This is a genomic window from Aquimonas sp., assembly GCF_044377145.1.
GTDB lineage: Bacteria > Pseudomonadota > Gammaproteobacteria > Xanthomonadales > Xanthomonadaceae > Aquimonas.
The window spans coordinates 1-18,854 of record NZ_JBILJQ010000089.1; the positions used below are offsets into that span (position 1 = coordinate 1).

The following is an 18,854-nucleotide window of genomic DNA, read 5'->3' on the forward strand; positions in this document are numbered from 1 at the left end:
ACTGCCGACCACGCGCAACCGCGACATCGACAGCTTGCTGCCGATCGAGGGCTGGGCGCCGATCTGCAACTGAGGCTCAGCACGGCGAGTGGGGAAGCGGTAGGTGGCTTGGGCGGACGCATACACATGTCGGGGATCGACTCGAACATCGAGATGTTGACGACATGCTTGTCGACCAGCCGCTCGTTGAGTTCGTCCAGCACGGCGCGGTGGCCCTTCTCGGCGTAGTCGAGTCGTGCGCTACACCCTCCGCTGCGATCGCCCGCAAGCGGTGCGAGCGAGCGGAAGCGGAGTTTCGCTTCGCTGAGAGCGGAGATTTCAAGGAGGCCGGTGCAGTCGAGTTCGGCAAATCCAAGCCGACGCTCGGGGGCCTTGCTCTGCCGCGCTACTGCCCACACGGCGCAAGTGAGGAACAGACAAGATCCAGGGCTTCGCAGCATCGAAAACGAGCTCATGGTGCTCGCGGGAAATGGCCCGTCAAAGCGAGGATGCTCATCCCGGCTTCCCCACTCTACGCTTGGCCCAAGATTTCGGGACTTTAGTTGGATGCAATAAGACGGCGCGTTCCCCATCAAATGAAAAATCGAGCCTTGAGTCTGACGTTGAGATCCCTTTTTCACTACGCAGCGAGTCGACCCCGCTTATGTGCAGCGCGCCTCCAATCGTGACTCGCCACCACTCAACCAACTCAACTAGATCCTCGTCCTGAGAAGCAAATCCCGTGTTCCGCTCGTACGGCAGATCGAGATAATCAAGGTAGGTGGTGGTCCAGTGGATCTGCGCGTCAACGGTAAAGGTCACACCAACGGTACACTCCTTACCTTCAGGCGATGGAGAGGCAAAAGTAAAGCCAATGTCGGAAATCGAGGCCGCTTGGGCATATTCCACAGAGGCAGCAAGTACAAGGCCACCAAGCCCCAGTTTTGAGAGTCCTCCGAGGTCTTCCTTCTCCAGGTAGATGGACTCTGCTTCTTCCGTCGCCCTTTTCAGCCACTCCGAGGCCATTACCACGAGGGGGGCGCCCGCATAAAAATCACCGTCGGAAAGGAACCGATGGGCCTCGCTCAACCTCGTCCGGATCAATCCAAAATCGTCTGACAACAAGAGTTCATGAACAGTGCCGAAGACTCTGACATCATCAAGCTGGGCTAAGGCGGCGGCGAGATTCTTGTCACCGACAACCACTGCAAGCGCCCCCAGTTCGGCCAGTCGACTCTTCACTGTCCAAAAGATAAGCGCGTCAGGAAAATCTTGCCTCGCTTTGATAGAGGAGAACGCTCCAAGGCCGCTGAAGTAGTCTTCAACTATTCCGTGGATACTCGACGGTTCAAGCTCGATCTCGACAACTAAGTTCTGCTCAACCCATTGATTGAAAGCCTCTCGGATCATGCTTTTCGATGCACTCTCATGAGCGATGCATGATGCGCCAAGTCGGGCTATTGACTGCGCAAGCGCGGAAGATGGTTGGAATTTCGAAACCAAACGCTCGCTCGTTCGCGAGGCATCACGCAAGCACTTAGCAAGCTCATCCTCAATGCCAGAGAGATACTCGCGAATCACGAAAGACGGAAGCACGATTCGTAGAGCGCGAGCTCTTGCAAGGCGAGCCAGCTCCTGCATTTGTATGGAATCGAGTCCTTCCTTTCTTAGGCAACTCGTGTCAAGCAATACGGAAACGGTCATGGCACGCTCGATTAGTGGGTTCGAGATCCAAACGAGTCATCAAGGCTATCCAGTGTCATCCCTCCCGCTTCAACTCGATCAGCGCCGAGGTATCCGCATCGCCCAGCCCGCGTTCGACCAAGCGGGCGTAGTCGGCCAGAGCGTGCTCGATCACCGAAGTGCTCACGCCGACTGCCTTCGCCATGCCCAGCACGATGTTGAGGTCTTTCAGCAGGTGGGCACATTTGAAGCCGGGCACGTATTCGCGGCGCAACATGCTGGCGCCGCGCTTGTCGAGGAACCAGTTACCGGCGGCGCCGGCGCCGAGGGTGGGCAGCAGTTTGGCGGGGTCGAGGCCGAGCTTTTCACCGAAGGCCAAGCCTTCGCAGACGGCTTCGTTGATGCCGGCCACCAGTACCTGGTTGACCGCCTTGGTGCACTGGCCGGAGCCGGTGGCGCCCATGTGGGTGATGCGCAGGGCGTAGGCCTCGAGCGCGGGGCGCACGGCGTCGAGCTCACTCTCGCTGCCGCCGACCATGATCGACAGCTTGCCGTTGCGCGCGCCCTCGGCACCGCCGCTGACCGGGGCATCGAGAAAACCGATGCCACGGGCGGTGAGGATGCGTGCGGCTTCGCGGGCGGTCTCGGCGCTGACGGTGGAATGGTCGACCACGCGCGCGCCGGGCTTGAGCACCTCGCTCAGGGCTTGAACGTTCTGCAGCACGTCGGCATCAGCCGATACGCACAGCACGACCAGGTCGCACTCAGCGTAGTCGGCGGCGCTGACGACGGCGCGCACGCCGAGTTCGGCGGCGAGCGCGTCGGCCTTGGCCTGGGTGCGATTGCCGACTACGGTCAACAGGCCACGCGCGTGCAAGTGACCGGCCATGGGTGCGCCCATGGCCCCTAGGCCGATGAATCCGGTTTTCATTGCGGCTGCTCCGAACGTCTGGGGCGGCGATGGTGGACCGGTGGCGGCTGTGAGGTAAAGCGGTGCGCTTGGACTGTCGCGCCGGACCTGCGTGGGCCGCCGCCGATCATCGTCACTGAGCTGGCAAGGCCTTGCGGCGCGGGGTCACAGCGCCATTCCGGCGCCTTGCCGAGCCTTCTGAATCTCCGCATCAATCCGCTGCAGCAGCGGTGCGAAGGCCGGGTCTGAGCGCAGCTCGGCGAGGCGCGAGTCGGAGCGCAGCAGCCAAGCCTGGCGAAAACCGAGTTCGATGGCGCGCCCGAGTTCGGTCAATGCCTGTTGGCGCTCGCCGCCGAATTCCGCCATCAGCGCACGCGCGAACGCCAGCTGGCCGGTCTCGACCGGGCGATCGAGAAAGACGCGCGCGGCCTCGCTCAGGCTCTGTCGGTAGGCTTCGGCCTCGCGGGCGTGTCCGTGCATCTGCAGTGCGGTCACCAGCAGGCTGCCGGCGTCCAGCAGGGACACGCCCTGCTCCATCGCGCTGGGCTCGGGCACCACCCGCCGCAGATACGCGATGGCCTCGGCCGGGTCGGCCTGCGTGCGCACCGTCGCGGCCAGGACCAGCAGGTCGCGATCCTGTGCCGACAGGGCACCGCCGCTGTCGAGCAGGGCTTGCACCCGCTCACGGACGCGCGGCAGCAGTGCGTCACCTCCGCGCTGAAGTATCTGGGTTTGCGCCAGCGACCAGCGGTAGGGGCTGTCCTCCGGCATCGCCTCGATCAAGGCCTCGGCTTCCTCCCAGGCCTGCAACGCGAACAGGGCGTGCGCGAGAGTCAACACCGCGCTGGGTGCGCTGGGATCACTGCGATGCGCGCGCCGAGCGAACTCGAGCGCGCGATCCAGGCGTCCGCTCTGAGTTTCGATATTGGCCAGCGAACGCAACAGCAGCGGGTCGCTGGGTGTGACCGCCAGCACGCGCTCCAGCAGGGCGCGCGCGCCATCGGCTTCACCCTGGCCGACCATGAGGGCCGCAAGGTTCACATTGATCACCGGTTCCAGCGGGTTCAGTTCGCGCGCCTGTTCGAGCACGCTACGCTGCTCGCTGATTCGACCTTGATCACCCAGCACACCGGCCAGCCACATGCGCGCCATCTCGTAGCGCGGGTCGAGCCGGATGGCTTCTTCCAGACTGCGCTGCGCGGGGCCCAGCTGGCCCGCCGTCGAGCGCAGCAGGCCGACGCTGGCCCAGGCCTCGCCGAGGGCGGGGTCCAAGGTGATCGCGCGCACGGCCGCGGGCTCGGCCAGGGTGATGGCCTCGTGGACCGGGCGCAGGCCGTAGTCGCCCTGCAGCAGATAGGCATCGGCCAGACCACACCAGGCTCGGGCGTAGTCGGGGTCGCGTTCGACCGCCTGCGTGAACAGCGCTTCGGCCTCGGCCAGACTGGCCGGGCTGCGCAGGCGCCAGGCCTGGCGTCCGCGCAGGTACAGCTCCAGCGCCTGCGCATCGCGGGTACCACTGTCGACCGAGGTGCTGCCGCCGACGCCGGTGATGCGTCGTTCCAGCTCGGACGCAATCGCGCCGGTGACTTCATCCTGCAGGGCGAACAGATCGTCAGCGGGACGCTCGTAGGTTTCCGACCAGGCGTGGTAGCCGCTGTCGGCATCGATCAGCTGGGCGGTGATGCGCACCCGTCCGCTGCTGCGTCGGACCGAACCCTCCAGCACCCAGCGCACGCCGAGCAGCTGTCCCATGTCCTGCACCGTGCCGGCGAACTCGCGCAGCGCGAACGACGAGGTACGCGCCGCGACCCGCAGGCCCTGCAGCTGGGCCAGCCGATCGAGCAGCTCTTCGGCAATGCCATCGGCCAGATGGCGATGATCGCGTTCGGGGCTCATGTCGTCGAACGGCAGCACCGCGATCGCATTTGCCGGCAACGCGGCGCGGGCGGGCGTTGCGGTGTCGGCGCTGTCCTCAGTCGGCGCGGCGCCCGGGTGATAGACCGTGGCCAACCACCAGCCGAGGCCCGACACCGTCAACAGCACCACCAGCACGGCGAACAGACGGCCGGCGGCGCGGCCGACGCTGCGGTCGCGCACCAGACCGCTCGGCGACACCTCGAAGAACCAGGCCAGCACCAGCGCGACGGGCAGGCCGAGCACGGCGCCGAGTACGGTCCAGGTCAATGCCCAGGGCGGCAGGCCGAGCGGGTCGAAAGTGATCTCGGCGATCTGCAGCACCAGCCACGCGACCACGGCGTACAGCGCACCGACGCGCGTCACTTTGCGGCGGCGCAGCTCGTTCCAGGTTGAGCGCAACAGCGAGGGTGGCCGCATCTGCATCCGTCTAGTCGCGCCAGTGGGTGGCGGCGAGATGCATTGATGCGCGCACTGCCGCGAGGGTTAACCATGCTATCCCGCGCGGCGCGGCAACGGTTCAGGCCTGCGCGGCATTTCATGCCAGCAACAGTCGCCCCGCCGTTGCAGGCAGGCGACTGCATCACCTATCTGGAATCAGCCGTTGGCTTCGTCGGCGAGGTAGGTGTAACCGGTCAACCCGGTCTCAAGCGCTGCCGACAGGCGCAACGCTTCATCCGCCGGCAGTTGCGCGGCCGACACCATCGCGCCGTAGCGGCGACGCAGATCCGACAGGCTGTAGCCAACGTAATCGAGCATCACGTCGGCGGTGTCGCCGCGCCGGCTGCGCTCGATGGTGTGGCCGGCACCGGTCAGGCGCACGTTCACCGCATCGGTATCGCCGAACAGGTTGTGGATATCGCCCAAGGTGTCCTGGTAGGCGCCGACCATGAAGATGCCAAGGCGATAACTCTCGCCCGCACGCGGCACGTGCAGGGGCAGGCTGGTATCGAGGTCACCGTCGTCGACATAGGTTTCGACCTGACCATCGGAGTCGCAGGTCAGGTCGGCGATGATGCCGCGGCGCTCGGGGCGTTCGTTCAGTCGATGAATCGGTGCGATCGGGAAGATCTGATCGATCGCCCACACATCCGGGATCGACTCGAACACCGAGAAGTTGACGAAGTACTTGTCGACCAGACGTTCGTTGAGTTCGTCGAGCACGGCACGATGGCCCTTCTCGGCGTAGTCCAAACGCGCGCGCACGCCTTGGGCGATGGCGTAGAACAGGTCGTCGATGGTGGCGCGCTGGGCCAGATCGACCTGGCCCAGCGCGTACAGCGCCTGGCCCTCGGCCTGGTAGTGCTGGGCCTCGTGGTAGAGCTCCAGCGCCGGGCGCTCGTCCAGTGCCGCGTGGGTTTCACGCAGATGGCGGATGACCGTCGGCTCGTCGGCCGCAGCGGTCGGCACCGCACCCTCGGGCGCGGGCTCGACTTCGGAGACATTGGCGACCAGCACCGCATGATGCGCGGTCAGTGCGCGGCCGGATTCGGTCATCACCCGCGGCGGAGTGAGGCCGTGTTCAACGCAGGCCTCGGCCAGCGGCTGCACGATGGTGCTGGCGTACTGGTCGAGCCCGTAGTTGATCGAGCAGCTGCCGCGCGAGCGGGTGCCTTCGTAGTCGACGCCGAGGCCGCCGCCGACATCCATGTAGCGGATGTTGGCGCCGAGCTTGCTGACTTCGACGAAGTAGCGCGTGGCCTCACGCATGCCCGAGGCGAAGTCACGCACGTTGGAGATCTGCGAACCCATGTGGAAATGCAGCAGCTCCAGGCAGTCGAGCATGTCGGCACCGCGCAGGCGCTCGACCAGATCGAGCAGCTGGCGCGGCGACAGCCCGAACTTGGCCTTGTCGCCACCCGAGTTCTGCCACTTGCCGGCGCCGAGGCTGGCCAACCGCATGCGCACACCGAGGCCCGGCCGCACGCCCAGCGACTTCGACTCCTGGATGATGTGTTCGAGCTCGGAGGCTTTCTCGACCACGATGTAGGTTTCAAGGCCCAGCCGCCGGCCGATCAAGGCCAAGCGGATGTACTCGCGGTCCTTGTAGCCATTGCAGATCACCACGCCGCCGGGCCGCGAGAGCGCCAGCACGGCCATCAACTCCGGCTTGGAGCCAGCCTCCAGACCAAAGCCTGCACCGCCGTGCGCGGCCAGCTCGCCGGCCACCCCGTAGTGCTGGTTGACCTTGATCGGATAGATCGCGGTGTAGCCGCCGGCGTAGTTGAGCTCGCCCATGGCCTGCGCAAACGCCGCCTGCAGACGCCCCAGCCGATGCCCAAGGATGTCGGAAAAGCGCAGCAGCAGCGGCAGCTTGCAGCCCGAGGCCAGGGCTTCGTCGACCACCTTGGGCAAGCTGAAGGCGCTGCCTTCAGCGCCGCGCGGCAGCACCTGGATACCGCCCTCGGCATCGATGTCGAAATAGCCTTCGCCCCAGTGCGGGACGGAATAGGTGCGACGGGCGCGATCGATCGACCACTCGCTCATGGGCGGCGGGCTCCGGGGGCAATGAAGAAGACGGCGCATAGTTTAGCGCCCCGGGGGCCGCTGTCCGTGATTCCGCGGCGGCGCATCCGGCGCATTTGGCGGGCAGCAGCAGTGGACGCTTGGGCGTTTTGCAACGCACTATTCGGCCGCCGCCATTTCCTGGGCCTGTCCATGCGAATCGAATACACCTTCCCTGAATTCATCCTCCGCGCACGCGCAGGGTTCCGACCGCTCCCCACCTGCAAGGGTGAGCGCTGATGGACGGCGCCGGAAGCATGGGTTCAGCGATGCTGTTCTGGGGCATCGCCTTCGTCCTGATGATGTGGGTCGTCATCAAGATCGCCCGTACCAGCGTGCTGATGGCCTTCGTTACGTTCGTGTTCTGGCCGGTGTCGCTGGTCTACCTGATCCGCGGCTGGGGCGACCCGGACAACGATATCCGGGTGCCGTTCTTCGGCGCGGTGCTGGCCTCGGTGATCGCGTTCTTCATGATGAAAGACGGCGTCGACAGCGCGATGCAGCAAGTCGCCAACGAAATGAGCGATGAAGAGCTGGCACTGATCGCGGATGAGGATCCGGTGCTGCATGCGCAGCTGATCGAACTGCGCCGCAATGTCGATCTGGACTCGGTCAGTGCCGACGACCCCAGCCCAAAGCCCGACCGCAGCTCGGCGCCGACTGCCAGTGCTCCGGAAACGGACAGCGCCGGCCTCGGCGCGCCTGCCGCAGCGCCTGCAGTTCCGATCGATCCGGCCGTTGAGCTGGCCCAGGCTGCAGCGGCGCTGTCCTATCACTACGGCGAGATAAAGCTGGACGCTGCGCACTCGAAACTGCAGCTGCCCTCGCGCTGGCGCATGGTGATGGCCAATCGTCTGCACCGGATCGCGCGCCTGCGCGGCCTGAGCCTGGAGCCTGGCACGCTGGGCTGGATCAGCCACGAAGATGTCGATCTTGGCCGCGCCTCGGGCTGGGCCGTGGAGCTGCGCTTTCTACCGGTCGGCTATCTGCCGCTGGCGGCAGCGGACGAGGATCTGGACGCGGTGCTGGCCGGGCTTGCCGGTGCGGCACTCCCGGATGGCAGCGGACGCAGTCTTGGCAGCGCAGCGTTCGCACCAAGCTGGGACCCCGCCACCGAAACCTTGAGTTGGTTTCTCGACGACGCTACCGGCCTCGGCGAGCACCACGCCGCGCGACCGCTGCGCGACGGTGTGCTGCTGATGGTGGTGCGCCGCCTGGCACCCGAGCGGCGCGAGGCCGCGCTGCGCGCAACCCGGCTGTTGAGTGCGAGCGTGCAGGTGGCGCCGGCGTGGACCCACGCGCGCGGCCGTGCCGAGCCCGGCGCGCAGGCGACCAGCCTGCTCGACTGGATGCAGGGCGCGCGACTGGAGCTGCCGGCCAGGGCAGCCGCGACGCCTTGAAGTGATGCCGACCCAGGCAACGGCGGACTGAAGTGACCTGATGCGCGACGGACGGCCGGCGGTGGCATGGGCATCGGAGGGTCTGGGCTGGTGCCCATCCGGTACAATCGCGCGCCCCCATCCCAAGAAGCTGGACATCCGCATGAGCAGCACGCCCACCTGGTTCTACGAGAACTTCGAACCGACCGGTTCGTCGATCGGCTTCCGGGTGACGCAGAAACTCGATGAGGTGCAGTCGCCGTTCCAGAAGATCGAGATCTTCGAGACCACCGACTGGGGCAATCTGATGTTGATCGACGGGGCGGTGATGCTGACCACCCGCGACAACTTCCTCTATCACGAGATGATGTCGCACCCGGTGCTGTTCACCCACAGCAATCCGAAGCGCGTGGTGATCATCGGCGGCGGCGACTGCGGCACCCTGCGCGAAGTTCTGAAACACAAGGAAGTCGAGTCGGCTGTGCAGTGCGATATCGACGAGCAGGTCACCCGGATGGCGGAAAAGTACTTCCCCGAACTGTGTGATTCCAACGCCGATCCGCGCGCCCACCTGATGTGGGACGACGGCATCAAGTACATGAAGGAGCTGGCGCCGGAGAGCGTCGACGTGGTGATCGTCGATTCCACCGATCCGGTCGGCCCCGCCGAAGGCCTGTTCAACGAAGCCTTCTACGTGTCCTGTCTGAAGTCGCTGCGACCTGGCGGCATGCTGGTGCAGCAGTCGGAGTCGCCGCTGGGCCACATCGGCTTGATCAAGGCGATGCGCCACCACCTCACCGCTGCGGGCTTCGCCGACGTCCGCACCCTGCCGTTTCCGCAGCCCTGCTACCCCACCGGCTGGTGGAGCTGCACGCTGGCGCGCAAGGGCGGCGAGATCGCCGGCTTCCGCGAGCGCGGCGCGCAGAGCAAGACCTTCAAGACCCGCTACTACAACGTCGACATCCACCGCGCCGCGCTGGTGCTGCCGGAGTTCATGCGTGAGGCGCTGGGCGAGTAAGCCAAACGCTTCGCGTATGCCGGGCGGGCCGCGCTGATGCGTCGCCTGCTCGGGTTTGTGCTGGCCGTGATCGTCACGGCGGCAGTGTCGAGCATGGTCCAGACCCTCCGCGTCCACGCCGAGCTCGCAGCGATGGGCGCCGAGGTTCCGTTCGCAACTCGCTTGAGCGCGATCGGCCACGACCTGCTGGGCTTCGCGCCGACCTATGCGGCCATCGTCGCCGCGGGCTTTCTGATCGCCTTCGCGGTTGCCGGTCTGATCCGCCGCTACGCGCAGCGCGTCGGACCGTGGCTGCATGCGGTCGCCGGCGGCGCTGCGATCCTGACCACTCTGCTGCTGATGCAGACCGTGCTCGGCATGAGCGTGATTGCGGGCGCGCGCGGCGTGCTGGGCATAGCGCTGTTCACGCTCGTGGGAACCCTCGGCGGCGCAGTGTTTGCGCGCTTCGGCGCTACGCGGCGCTGATCCCGCTCTCGCGGTTCAACTGCTTGAGGTGACCTCCGAAAGGCGCCCACGACCCGCCAAGACCAGACCTCGACCTACGGGCTGTGCGCCTCGCTCAGCGCTCCAAGGAGCTTCTGCCCGGCGCGGCCGTCGGCTTCCCATCCCAGACGCAATTGTTCAGCCTTGATCGCTTCGCGGCTGCGTGCGCCGAGGCGACCGTCGATCTCGCCGATGTCGTGGCCGCGCGCGATCAGCAGGCTCTGCAGCTCGCGGCGCTGCGCCCGTGACAGGCCGGGATCCGGTGTCGGCCAGGCGCCGACAAAGCTCTCTCCACCGCGCAGCCGATCGGCCAGATGCGCGATCGCCAGCGCGTAGCTTTCAGCGGCGTTGTAGCTGTAGAAGGCCTCGAAGTTGCGAAACACCAGAAAGGCCGGGCCCTCGCGGCCGGCGGGCAGCAGCAAACCCGCTGAGCGCTCTGCGGGTGCATCGCCCCCCGCCAAGGCGCTCCCGTCCGCGCGCAGCAGGCCGCGCGCGGACCAGGTCGAGATGGACTCGGTCGCCTTGCGGCCAGCGCCTGACGTATAGCCGGGTGGCAGTTTCACTTCGAAGCCCCAGGGCTCACCGGAGCGCCAGCGCGACAGCTGCAGATAGCGCGCGGTTGAGGCCAGGGCGTCTGCCGTGCTCGTGATCAGATCACGACGGCCATCGCCGTCGAAATCGACCGCGACCCGCTGATAGGTCGAGGGCATGAACTGGGTCTGCCCGAACGCTCCCGCCCACGAGCCCACCAGGGGCGCGCCCGATTTCTGCACGAGGTCGCCTGTATCCAGCAGCCTGAGCAGGGCAAGCAGCTCGCCACGGAAGAAGCCCTGCCGACGTCCGGCGCAGGACAGCGCCAACAGCGAGTTCAGCAGCGGTCGGCCACCGAGGTCCTGGCCGTAGTTGCTCTCCACGCCCCAGACCGCGACCACGCTGGCGGCGTCGACGCCGTACTCGGCCTCGATCCGGGCCAGCAGCTCGGCGTTCTCGGTCAGACGTGCGCGGCCATCGGTCACGCGTTCTTCGTCGACCAGCACGGCGAGGTAGTCCCAGATCGGGGTCACGAACTCGGGCTGCGCGTTCAGCAGTTCGAGCACGCTGGCATCGGGCTCGACGCCGGCCAGCAGCGCATCGAAGCGTGAGGCCGGTAGATCCTGGTCCGCTGCGCGCGCGCGCAGCTCGGGCAGACAGGCACGGGTGTCGATGGAGACGGGCTTCGGATCGGCCGCGGAGGCGTTCGCGGCGCAGGCGCTCAGTAGCAGCACGGCGCGTATGGAGATGTGTTTGGGCATCCGCGCAGGGTGCCGGGGACTGGATGAACTGCAGGGCAATTGCGGGCGCCGTGTGGCCACGATTACCAGGGAATCTCGCTGCCGTCGTAGGCGAAGAAGCGGCCACTGTGGGCGGGGCCTGCGCCTGCAATTACCGCGAGCAGCTGTTCTGCGGCGTACTCAGGGCTGAACAGCTTCCCCGCCGGCACGCGCGCCTTGAAGGGCGAGGATAGCGGCGTGTCGACCGTACCCGGATGCAGCTGCAGGCAGACGGTGCGTGGATGAGTACGTTTCATCTCGACGGCGAGGGTGCGAAACAGCTGGTTCTGCGCGGCCTTGGCGGCGCGGTAGGTGTACCAGCCACCCAGCAGGTTGTCGCTGATCGAGCCGACCCGCGCCGAAAGGTTGGCGATCACCGCCGGCTGGCCCGCTGCAAGCAGAGGGAGCAGGCCCTGCACCAGCAGAATCGGCGCGAAGGTGTTCAACTCGAAGCTGCGCTGCAGGGCCGAAAGCTGGAGTTGCTGCAGGGATTTTTCCGGCTGCAAGCCCTGGTCATGCAGGAGACCGGCGGCATTGAACAGCAGCTGCAGGCTGGAGGTTCGCGCTGCGATTTCATCGGCGATGTGCTGGCGGCCTGAAGTCTCGGTCAGATCCGCAGCGATACAGTGCAGACGACCGGGGTGCTCCGCCGCAAGCGTCGACAGGGCGGCTGCACTGGTGGCGCTGCGCGAAACCGCGAACACCTCGGCGACGTCGTCGCGGGCCAGCAGTTGGCGGCAGACTGCAAGCCCGATACCACTACTGGCACCTGTAACCAGGGCTGTTGCGGGATGGAGCAGATCGAGGATCAAGGACATGAGCGGAGGCCAGCGGACAGGAGCCGCAGTGTTTCCTGCTCGCCCTCAACGCGATGCGAGGATCGCCTTCTGCAGGTTGCTGACCGGTGCCGGCCGCGCAAACAGATAGCCCTGGCCCAACCGGCAGCCCATTTCCAGCAGCCGCTGACGCTGCGCCTCGGTCTCGATGCCCTCTGCCACCACTTCGAGGTCCAGCGCGCGCGCCATCGCCAGGATAGCTGCGACGATCGCCTCGCCGCTGCCCGCCCCGCCTTCGCCTAGCGGGGTGACGAAGGCGCGGTCGATCTTGAGCATCTGCAGCGGGAACTGGTGCAGATAGCTCAACGAGGAATAGCCGGTGCCGAAGTCGTCCAGGGCGGTCAGTACGCCGCGCGCGTGCAGGCGTTCCAGCGCAGCGCGCACGCGCTCGGGATTGCGCAGCAGGGTGCCCTCGGTGAGTTCGATGTGCACGCGGCCCGCCCGCAGGCCTTCGGCCTCGATCAGCGCCACCAGGCGCTCGGCGAAATCGTCGCTGCCGAAGTGGCGTGGTGAGACATTGAGGGTCACGAAGGTCGCGTCGCCGCACAGGCCGGCCAGCGCCCGGCAGGCGCCCCTGAACACCTGCCAGTCGATGGCTTCGATCATGCCGCTGTCTTCGGCGACCTGCAGGAAGTCGGCCGGCGATAGCAGGCCGCGGCGCGGATGCCGCCAGCGCATCAGCGCCTCGAAACCCACGATCTGTCCGCTGGCGAGGTCGACGATGGCCTGGAAAAACGGTTCGAATTCTTCGCGCGCGAGCGCCTGGCGAAGATCGAGCTCAAGCGCCAGCTGGGCCTTGGTGGCCAGATCAAGCCCCTGCTCGAAGTGCTGGAACCGGTTGCGGCCAGCGCTCTTGGCCCGATACATCGCAGTGTCGGCGGCGCCCAGCAGCTCCTCACCGCTTGCGGTGTCGACACTGCCCATGGCGATGCCGACGCTCACCGAGGGCTGCACCGTGCTATCCAGCAGATTGATAGGCGCGGCCATGGCATCGATGACGCGCTGCGCGACCATGGCTGGAGTATCGAAGTCTTCGAATTCTTCCAGCAGGATCGCGAACTCATCGCCACCCAGGCGCGCCACCACATCGCTTTCGCGCACGCAGCCCAAGAACCTGCGTGAGACTTCCTTCAGCACTTCATCGCCGGCCGAATGCCCAAGGCTGTCGTTGATGATCTTGAAGCGATCGACATCAAGGTACAGCAGGGCGAAGCGGTGCTCGGGATGCCGGCGTACGCGACCCAGCACGCGCGAAAGCCGATCACGCAGGTAGCCGCGGTTGGGCAGGCCGGTCAATGCATCGTGCAGAACCTGATGTTCCAGCTGCGCCTGGATGGCCTCGCGCGCTGCGATCTGCTTGCGCAGCTCGCGGGTGCGCTGTTCAACGCGCTGCTCCAGCAGCAGGTTGGAAGCGCGCAGAGCGGCGGCCGCACGCTGGCGTTCGAGACTGGTGGCAATGTGGTACGACACAAAGGCCAGCAGGCTTTGATCAGTGACTGCGTAGGTGATGGCCTCACGATAGCTCTGCACCACCACCGCGCCCAGCACGCCCTCGCTGCCTATCAGGGGAACACCGAGCCAGGACAAGGCGACATCGCCCTTGACCTCACACTTGCCCTCGGCGACAAGCTCCGCGATCGCCTCTCGATCCACCAGCAGGGGTCGGCCTTGCCGGATCACGTACTCGGTAATCGAGTTGCCCATCGGGCGCGACACCGGAGCACCGGGCCGTTCATCCACAAAGTAGGGAAAGTTCAGCGTGCCGCCGTCCTCCGAGAGCAGGGCGATGTAGAAGTTCTGTGACTGGATCAATTCGCCCACGATGGCGTGCAGTGAGGCACAGAACTGGGGGAGGCCGATGTCCTGACCGGAAAGCTCGGCAATCCGGTACAGCGCGGCCTGCAGGGTTTCGCCACGCTCGCGCTCGAAGACTTCACGGGTGAGCACGCTGTTGGCGGCGGCGAGCTCCTGGGTCCGGGCGTCGACCAGGGCCTCCAGTTCGGCTCGCGAGTGGCGGCGCTCCAGCGCCGTCAGGATGTGGCTGCCCACGAAGGACAACAGCGCTTGATCGGAAGCGCTGAAGTGGATGGCCTCGGTGTAGGTCTGGACCGCCAACATGCCGCGGACTTCACCGTTCGCCAGCATTGGCACACCCAACCAGCTGTATGAATCGGTACCGAAGCGCTGCAGAGGCCCGCTGACCTGCTGTTCGATTTCTGCAAGGGAGCCCCGGAGCGCATGGCCGCTGGTGAGCACGTGCCAGGTCAGTCGATGCCGCATCGCTTGAAGCGGCTGGGAGTGATGCAATTCGACGGCCAGCGCCGAATCGTTGGCGTCGGCGAAATAGATAAACTGCACCGTCTCTGATCGCGATTCGTACAGCGCGATGTAGAAGTTTTCGGCGTACATCAGGCTACCGACGATCTGATGCAGCCCGCGGAGCATCTCGGCGGGATCAAGATCTGAGGCAGCCATGTCGGTGATGGCGAACAGCGCGCGCTGCAGCTGTTCTGCGCGTTCCAGTTGGCGCACGCGCTCCTGCAATACGCTGACCTCGATCAGCTCATGCAGACGCGCGCCAAGCAGTTCTCGCAGCATGTCGGGGGTCCACCCCGGCATCGCCAAGGGGCATTTCGCACTTTGCAGCAGCACGACGGCGCCACCGCCCGAATGCGCTGTCAGCACGACGGCTTCCTGGCCGCGGCCTCCATCGATGGCGACGCCGTTCGACGCGTGCAAAGCCGCCTCAGCGAGCGCTTGATCCTCGGACCTCAAGGGACCCGAGGGCACGCCGATCACACCATCGGGCCAGTGGAGGGAATACAGCAACCGCCGCGTTTGCGCTTCACCGGTGCCGGTCTGCAAGCCGACCAGATACTTGCCGAGCTCTTCCAGCGAAGGAGCCGCCAGCGCCTGCGCGAGCTGGGCCAGCGCCGCGCTGGGTTCGGCCTTCTGCGGCGGCGGTGGGCGGTGCTTGTTGTTGATGACCAATCTCGCACGGTGCGGGCAGGCGAGGAGCCTGCAAGATCAGCGCCAGCGCAGCGGCACTCTGCAGCGAGGGAAGCATCGGGGTTTGATCGCTCTGGACTTCCACCGCAGTTCAGGTGGATCGCCGACTCCAGCAGCGCGAGGCCACGGCTCGGCGGGTTCAGGCTTCGATTTCGCGCCGGAAATCGGGCAGGTCGGCCAACATGCGCGCGCCGTAGCGCTTGTTGATCAAGCGCCGATCAAGGATGACGATTCGCCCCTGATCGGCTTCGCTGCGAATGAGCCGACCGCAGTATTGGATCAGCGTCCGCGTCGCCTGCGGGATGGTGACTTCGACAAAGGCATTGCGACCTTTGGACTCCAGCCACTCGGCATAGGTCGCGCCGACCGGGTCGGTGGGAACGGCGAATGGCAGCTGGGTGATGACCACCGTCTCGCAGAGTTTCCCCGGCAGATCGAGCCCTTCGCCAAAGCTGGCCAGCCCGAACAGTGTGCTGCCGAGACCTGCTTTGATCGCTGCGGCGTGCGCGCTCAACAGGGTCGATTTGCTGCGTGAGCCCTGCGCAAGAATGCGCTGTCGCCGCGCGGGTGCGATCGCAGCGAGCACCTGCTCCAGTTTTGCGCGGGAAGTGAACAGCACCAGATTACCGCTGGTCCAGTCCAGCCCTTGTTCGAGCCAAGCCACGATCTCCCTCGCGTGCCCGTCGCGGTCATCCGGCATCGCCGACAACCGCGGTAGCTGCAGCCGGGCTTGAGCCTGCAGATCGAACGGCGACGGCAGCGCGAGTGTTTCGGCATGCTGCGGCAAGCCGACCATGCCGGCGTAGTTGCGAAAATCTCCGCCGAGACTGAGTGTGGCTGAGGTGAGCACCACGCCTGCAGCCTGATTCCACAGCAGGCGACGCAGCACCGGCGCTGCGGAAACCGCTGACGCATGGCAGGCGATGGCACCCTCCGCCGTGCGTTCGACCCAACGCGCGGTGGGCACGTGATCAGCGCTGTCTTCCTGCGCCCACATCCACCACAGATCGACTTGAGCGTTCAGTCGCTCGCTAGCCATGCCGAGTTCGCGCGCCAGAGTCTCTCGGCGCTCAGGCGGCAAGTCACCCTCGAGCACTGCCTTTATCGCCATCGGCAACCATCGGGTCAGGGCTTGCGAGTGCACATGCAGCGCTTCGGCGCGCTGTCGCCAGGCCTCGGGGATTTGCCCAAGGCTCGCGCGCCAGATCGGGGCTTGTTCGCCTTCGCCGGGTGGCCAGGCCTGATCGAGTTCGGTGTGCAGCGCATCCAGTTCGGACTCGCTCGCGTCCAGCGCGGCGTCGAGCTCTTCGGCGCGCAGCCGACCGATTCGTTCCTTTCCGGTCTGCAGATACACCGCACGCATCGGCGCCGCCACTCGCGCCAGCCGTCGACGTGCGTCGGCGAGATTCACCTCGGCGCTGCCGCGGCCAATCGCCTTGTCGGGCAGCTGGTGTGCCTCGTCGAATACGTACAGGGTCTCAGAAGGCTTTGGCAGCAACACCCCGCCGGAGCCGTCCTCATCCACGCCCAGACTGAGGTCGGCGAGCACCAGATCATGATTGGCGATGATCAGCTGCGCTTCCTGTAGTTGATTACGCGCGATGACAAACGGACAGCGCGAAAGGTGTGGGCAACGCCGGTTGCTGCAGCCTCCAGCGCTGGTGGTGATCAGGCGTCGACTGTCGTCATTGATGGGTTCCGGCGCCTTGTCGATGTCGCCGTTCCACCGTCCGGCCTCGAGTGCGTCCAACAGCCGACTGAGGCTTTCCACTTCACCGGCTTTTGGAGGGCGTGGCCAACTTGCTGCTGTTGCCGATTGGCCGAAGTCAAAGCCACCCTGGGGAATTTCGGCGTCCTGCCGCACCAACTCGTGCAGATTGCGGTTGCAGGCGTAGCGCTGCCGGCCTTTGGCTAGAACGGTGCGTGCTTCGATCCCAGTCGCAGCGAGAAATGCCGGAACGTCGCGATCCAGTAACTGCTCCTGCAGTGCGACGGTGGCGGTCGCGACCACCAGCTTGCGTTCCATTGACAGAGCCAACGGCAGCGCCGCGAGCAGGTACGCCAGCGACTTGCCGGTGCCGGTCGGGGCTTCAGCCACCAACACGCCACCGTGCTCGGCAAGCGCGCGAGCAATCGCGGCAATCAGATAGCGCTGCGCGGGGCGCTGAATAAAGCCGCCGATGTTCTCACGGAGGCTCTGGTAGCGCGCGCGTATGTCCGCCTGCAGTGCCGGCGTAAGCGCTGCCGGCGTCGGGCGGTCAGTTTTCATTGAAGCTTACTTCGGACCCACTTCACCATCCACGTAGAACCAGCGGCCGTCTTCCATCAGGAACCTGCTGCGTTCGGTCATCCGCTGCGCGGGTCCGCCACCGACCTTCACCCGCGCGATGAAACTTACCTCGGCGCGCTGGGGATCAATGATGCGGTGTGAGATCACCTGCAGACCCAGCCAGTTGGTACGCAGCCCCGGTCGGTCTGCAAGGTCCAACGTGGGTGGACGGGTAGTCGGATGCCAAGTGTCCAACAGATAGCTGGACAACTTGTAGACATAGGCCGAGTAACGCGAACGCATAAGGCTGAGCGCGTCAGCAGAGGGCTCGCCCGCGTGCAGAGGGCCACAACATTTCGCGTAGGTACGCCCGGTTCCGCAGGGACACCCGCTGGGAGAGCTGCCGACACCAGCAGATTGCGGAGTTGCTGACGCGCTGACGGAGGAATCGTTGAACATGGCTTGAGGACCTGGTTTCGGCCTGGACGTCCAGAGGTGGGGTTGCCGAGAGAATTCGACAAGAGGCCAGGGCGGTCAAGCCCCGCAATCGCCTGAATAAGTGTTCAGCATCCGTTGAGCGCATGCCTGTGCTGACCGAAGCGCGCGTTCGAGCGAGTTGTCGTGGGTGCCAAAGGCGTCGCCGGCGATGCCGATGCTGTGTTTTGCATCCCAGAGGGCGCTCACGGAGATCGGTTCAAGGCAGATTGCGTAGCGCCATCGATGGGTCTGGGTGAGGCGGGTTTGCTTGAGCTGTAGGCCGCAGGCGTCGATCAGTAGAGGCAAGACCTGGTCGGCGCTGTGCTCGAGGTGAGCTTGACTGAACTCGGGTGTGGCGTGCGCGACCCAGGCGCTGCAGCCCGCCAGTTCTGCGTCTGGATCGATGTGGCCGCGAGTGAGTCGACTGATGATGGCTGGATCAGGCGTCGGGGGCTCAGGTGTGCAGAACATCGCGGTCCAACAGGCGGAGTATTGGACCGGCGCCAATGCTTGTTGCCATTCGGCCATGGTGTCGGGCACCAGCTGGAGTGCTTGAGGCACAGGCAGGGTCAGCACGACCGCTGCTGCGCTACCGAGTACTTCTCCTGAGCTTGCCAGCAACCGCCAGAGGTTTCCGTGTTTTTCGATTCGGGCGACGCTCGATTCGTAGCGCACCCTCCTCGCTGCGACGAGGTTCTTGACGACGCTGTTGGCCGCGAGAAAGGTCGATGTCGACGTGTCCGACGATGATTGGCCTTGCAATGCTGAGTGGATAGGTGTCTCAAGGCCGTCAGCTCCGGTCCGCCCGGCTTTGACGATCGCGCTGGTTGGACAGCCGTGATTGAACAGGGCAGCTCCCGCGCGTCGGGTAGTCAAGCGTCCGCCCGCTCCGCGAGCTTTCTCGTAGAGATCCACGTCGATGCCGTGCTGGCTGAGCCGCTCGGCAAGGGCGGCAGCGGTGATGCCCGCGCCGACGATTGCCACAGACTGGATTCGAGATACGTGCATGGGTGCAAGTGTCGCTCAGGTCGTCTTGAAGGTACGTAAAGCGTTTCGTTCTGGATACTGCGTCAAGCGTTCGC

Annotated in this window: 12 protein-coding genes and 1 pseudogene; 3 read left to right on the plus strand and 10 right to left on the minus strand. The window is 65.5% G+C overall.

Annotated features, from left to right (window positions below; all coding sequences use genetic code 11):
• Positions 1 to 492: 492 nt before the first annotated feature.
• The 4 genes from ACIQ7H_RS19390 to speA all read right to left on the minus strand — a co-directional run bounded on the left by ACIQ7H_RS19390 (position 493) and on the right by speA (position 6,973).
• Positions 493 to 1,683, minus strand: coding sequence for a PIN domain-containing protein (locus tag ACIQ7H_RS19390; protein WP_395794620.1), 1,191 nt, complete (start codon positions 1,681 to 1,683; stop codon positions 493 to 495).
• Positions 1,684 to 1,738: 55 nt separating this feature from the next.
• Positions 1,739 to 2,593 (minus strand): NAD(P)-dependent oxidoreductase, encoded by an 855-nt coding sequence (locus ACIQ7H_RS19395; RefSeq protein WP_395794622.1) that lies wholly within the window; start codon positions 2,591 to 2,593, stop codon positions 1,739 to 1,741.
• Positions 2,594 to 2,737: 144 nt separating this feature from the next.
• The gene (locus ACIQ7H_RS19400; protein ID WP_395794624.1) at positions 2,738 to 4,906 is read right to left on the minus strand and encodes a tetratricopeptide repeat protein; all 2,169 of its coding nucleotides are present in this window, start codon (positions 4,904 to 4,906) and stop codon (positions 2,738 to 2,740) included.
• 177 nt (positions 4,907 to 5,083) lie between these two features.
• Positions 5,084 to 6,973 (minus strand): biosynthetic arginine decarboxylase, encoded by a 1,890-nt coding sequence (gene speA, locus ACIQ7H_RS19405; protein ID WP_395794626.1) that lies wholly within the window; start codon positions 6,971 to 6,973, stop codon positions 5,084 to 5,086.
• A 257-nt stretch (positions 6,974 to 7,230) separates the two neighbouring features.
• Between speA and ACIQ7H_RS19410 the strand changes: the two genes are divergently transcribed.
• The 3 genes from ACIQ7H_RS19410 (at position 7,231) to ACIQ7H_RS19420 (ending at position 9,853) form a co-directional block, all read left to right on the plus strand.
• On the plus strand, positions 7,231 to 8,391 hold the full coding sequence (locus tag ACIQ7H_RS19410; protein WP_395794628.1) for a hypothetical protein: 1,161 nt from the start codon (positions 7,231 to 7,233) through the stop codon (positions 8,389 to 8,391).
• A 142-nt stretch (positions 8,392 to 8,533) separates the two neighbouring features.
• On the plus strand, positions 8,534 to 9,388 hold the full coding sequence (speE, locus tag ACIQ7H_RS19415) for a polyamine aminopropyltransferase (protein WP_395794630.1): 855 nt from the start codon (positions 8,534 to 8,536) through the stop codon (positions 9,386 to 9,388).
• 36 nt (positions 9,389 to 9,424) lie between these two features.
• Positions 9,425 to 9,853, plus strand: coding sequence for a hypothetical protein (locus tag ACIQ7H_RS19420; RefSeq protein WP_395794632.1), 429 nt, complete (start codon positions 9,425 to 9,427; stop codon positions 9,851 to 9,853).
• An 86-nt stretch (positions 9,854 to 9,939) separates the two neighbouring features.
• Here the strand turns inward: ACIQ7H_RS19420 and ACIQ7H_RS19425 are convergent.
• The 6 genes and pseudogenes from ACIQ7H_RS19425 to ACIQ7H_RS19450 all read right to left on the minus strand — a co-directional run.
• Positions 9,940 to 11,163, minus strand: a pseudogene (locus ACIQ7H_RS19425) (lytic murein transglycosylase); the annotation flags it as partial.
• Between the two features lie 62 nt (positions 11,164 to 11,225).
• Positions 11,226 to 11,999, minus strand: a complete 774-nt coding sequence (locus ACIQ7H_RS19430) for an SDR family NAD(P)-dependent oxidoreductase (RefSeq protein WP_395794634.1) — start codon at positions 11,997 to 11,999, stop codon at positions 11,226 to 11,228.
• A gap of 45 nt (positions 12,000 to 12,044) precedes the next feature.
• Entirely contained in the window at positions 12,045 to 15,008 is a 2,964-nt protein-coding gene (locus ACIQ7H_RS19435; protein ID WP_395794636.1) for an EAL domain-containing protein, read from the minus strand.
• Positions 15,009 to 15,165: 157 nt separating this feature from the next.
• Entirely contained in the window at positions 15,166 to 17,295 is a 2,130-nt protein-coding gene (gene dinG, locus ACIQ7H_RS19440; protein WP_395794638.1) for an ATP-dependent DNA helicase DinG, read from the minus strand.
• A gap of 6 nt (positions 17,296 to 17,301) precedes the next feature.
• Entirely contained in the window at positions 17,302 to 17,754 is a 453-nt protein-coding gene (locus ACIQ7H_RS19445; protein ID WP_395794640.1) for a YchJ family protein, read from the minus strand.
• 75 nt (positions 17,755 to 17,829) lie between these two features.
• Positions 17,830 to 18,756: an NAD(P)/FAD-dependent oxidoreductase gene (locus ACIQ7H_RS19450; RefSeq protein ID WP_395794642.1), complete on the minus strand. Its 927-nt coding sequence runs from the start codon at positions 18,754 to 18,756 to the stop codon at positions 17,830 to 17,832.
• Positions 18,757 to 18,854: the final 98 nt, after the last annotated feature.

Coding starts and splice junctions, on each gene's coding strand:
- speA (WP_395794626.1), bottom strand. CDS start 6,973: ATGAGCGAGTGGTCGATCGATCGCGCCCGTCGCACCTATTCCGTCCCG.
- dinG (WP_395794638.1), bottom strand. CDS start 17,295: ATGAAAACTGACCGCCCGACGCCGGCAGCGCTTACGCCGGCACTGCAG.
- ACIQ7H_RS19430 (WP_395794634.1), bottom strand. CDS start 11,999: ATGTCCTTGATCCTCGATCTGCTCCATCCCGCAACAGCCCTGGTTACA.
- ACIQ7H_RS19400 (WP_395794624.1), bottom strand. CDS start 4,906: ATGCGGCCACCCTCGCTGTTGCGCTCAACCTGGAACGAGCTGCGCCGC.
- speE (WP_395794630.1), top strand. CDS start 8,534: ATGAGCAGCACGCCCACCTGGTTCTACGAGAACTTCGAACCGACCGGT.
- ACIQ7H_RS19420 (WP_395794632.1), top strand. CDS start 9,425: ATGCGTCGCCTGCTCGGGTTTGTGCTGGCCGTGATCGTCACGGCGGCA.
- ACIQ7H_RS19395 (WP_395794622.1), bottom strand. CDS start 2,593: ATGAAAACCGGATTCATCGGCCTAGGGGCCATGGGCGCACCCATGGCC.
- ACIQ7H_RS19445 (WP_395794640.1), bottom strand. CDS start 17,754: ATGTTCAACGATTCCTCCGTCAGCGCGTCAGCAACTCCGCAATCTGCT.
- ACIQ7H_RS19390 (WP_395794620.1), bottom strand. CDS start 1,683: ATGACCGTTTCCGTATTGCTTGACACGAGTTGCCTAAGAAAGGAAGGA.
- ACIQ7H_RS19410 (WP_395794628.1), top strand. CDS start 7,231: ATGGACGGCGCCGGAAGCATGGGTTCAGCGATGCTGTTCTGGGGCATC.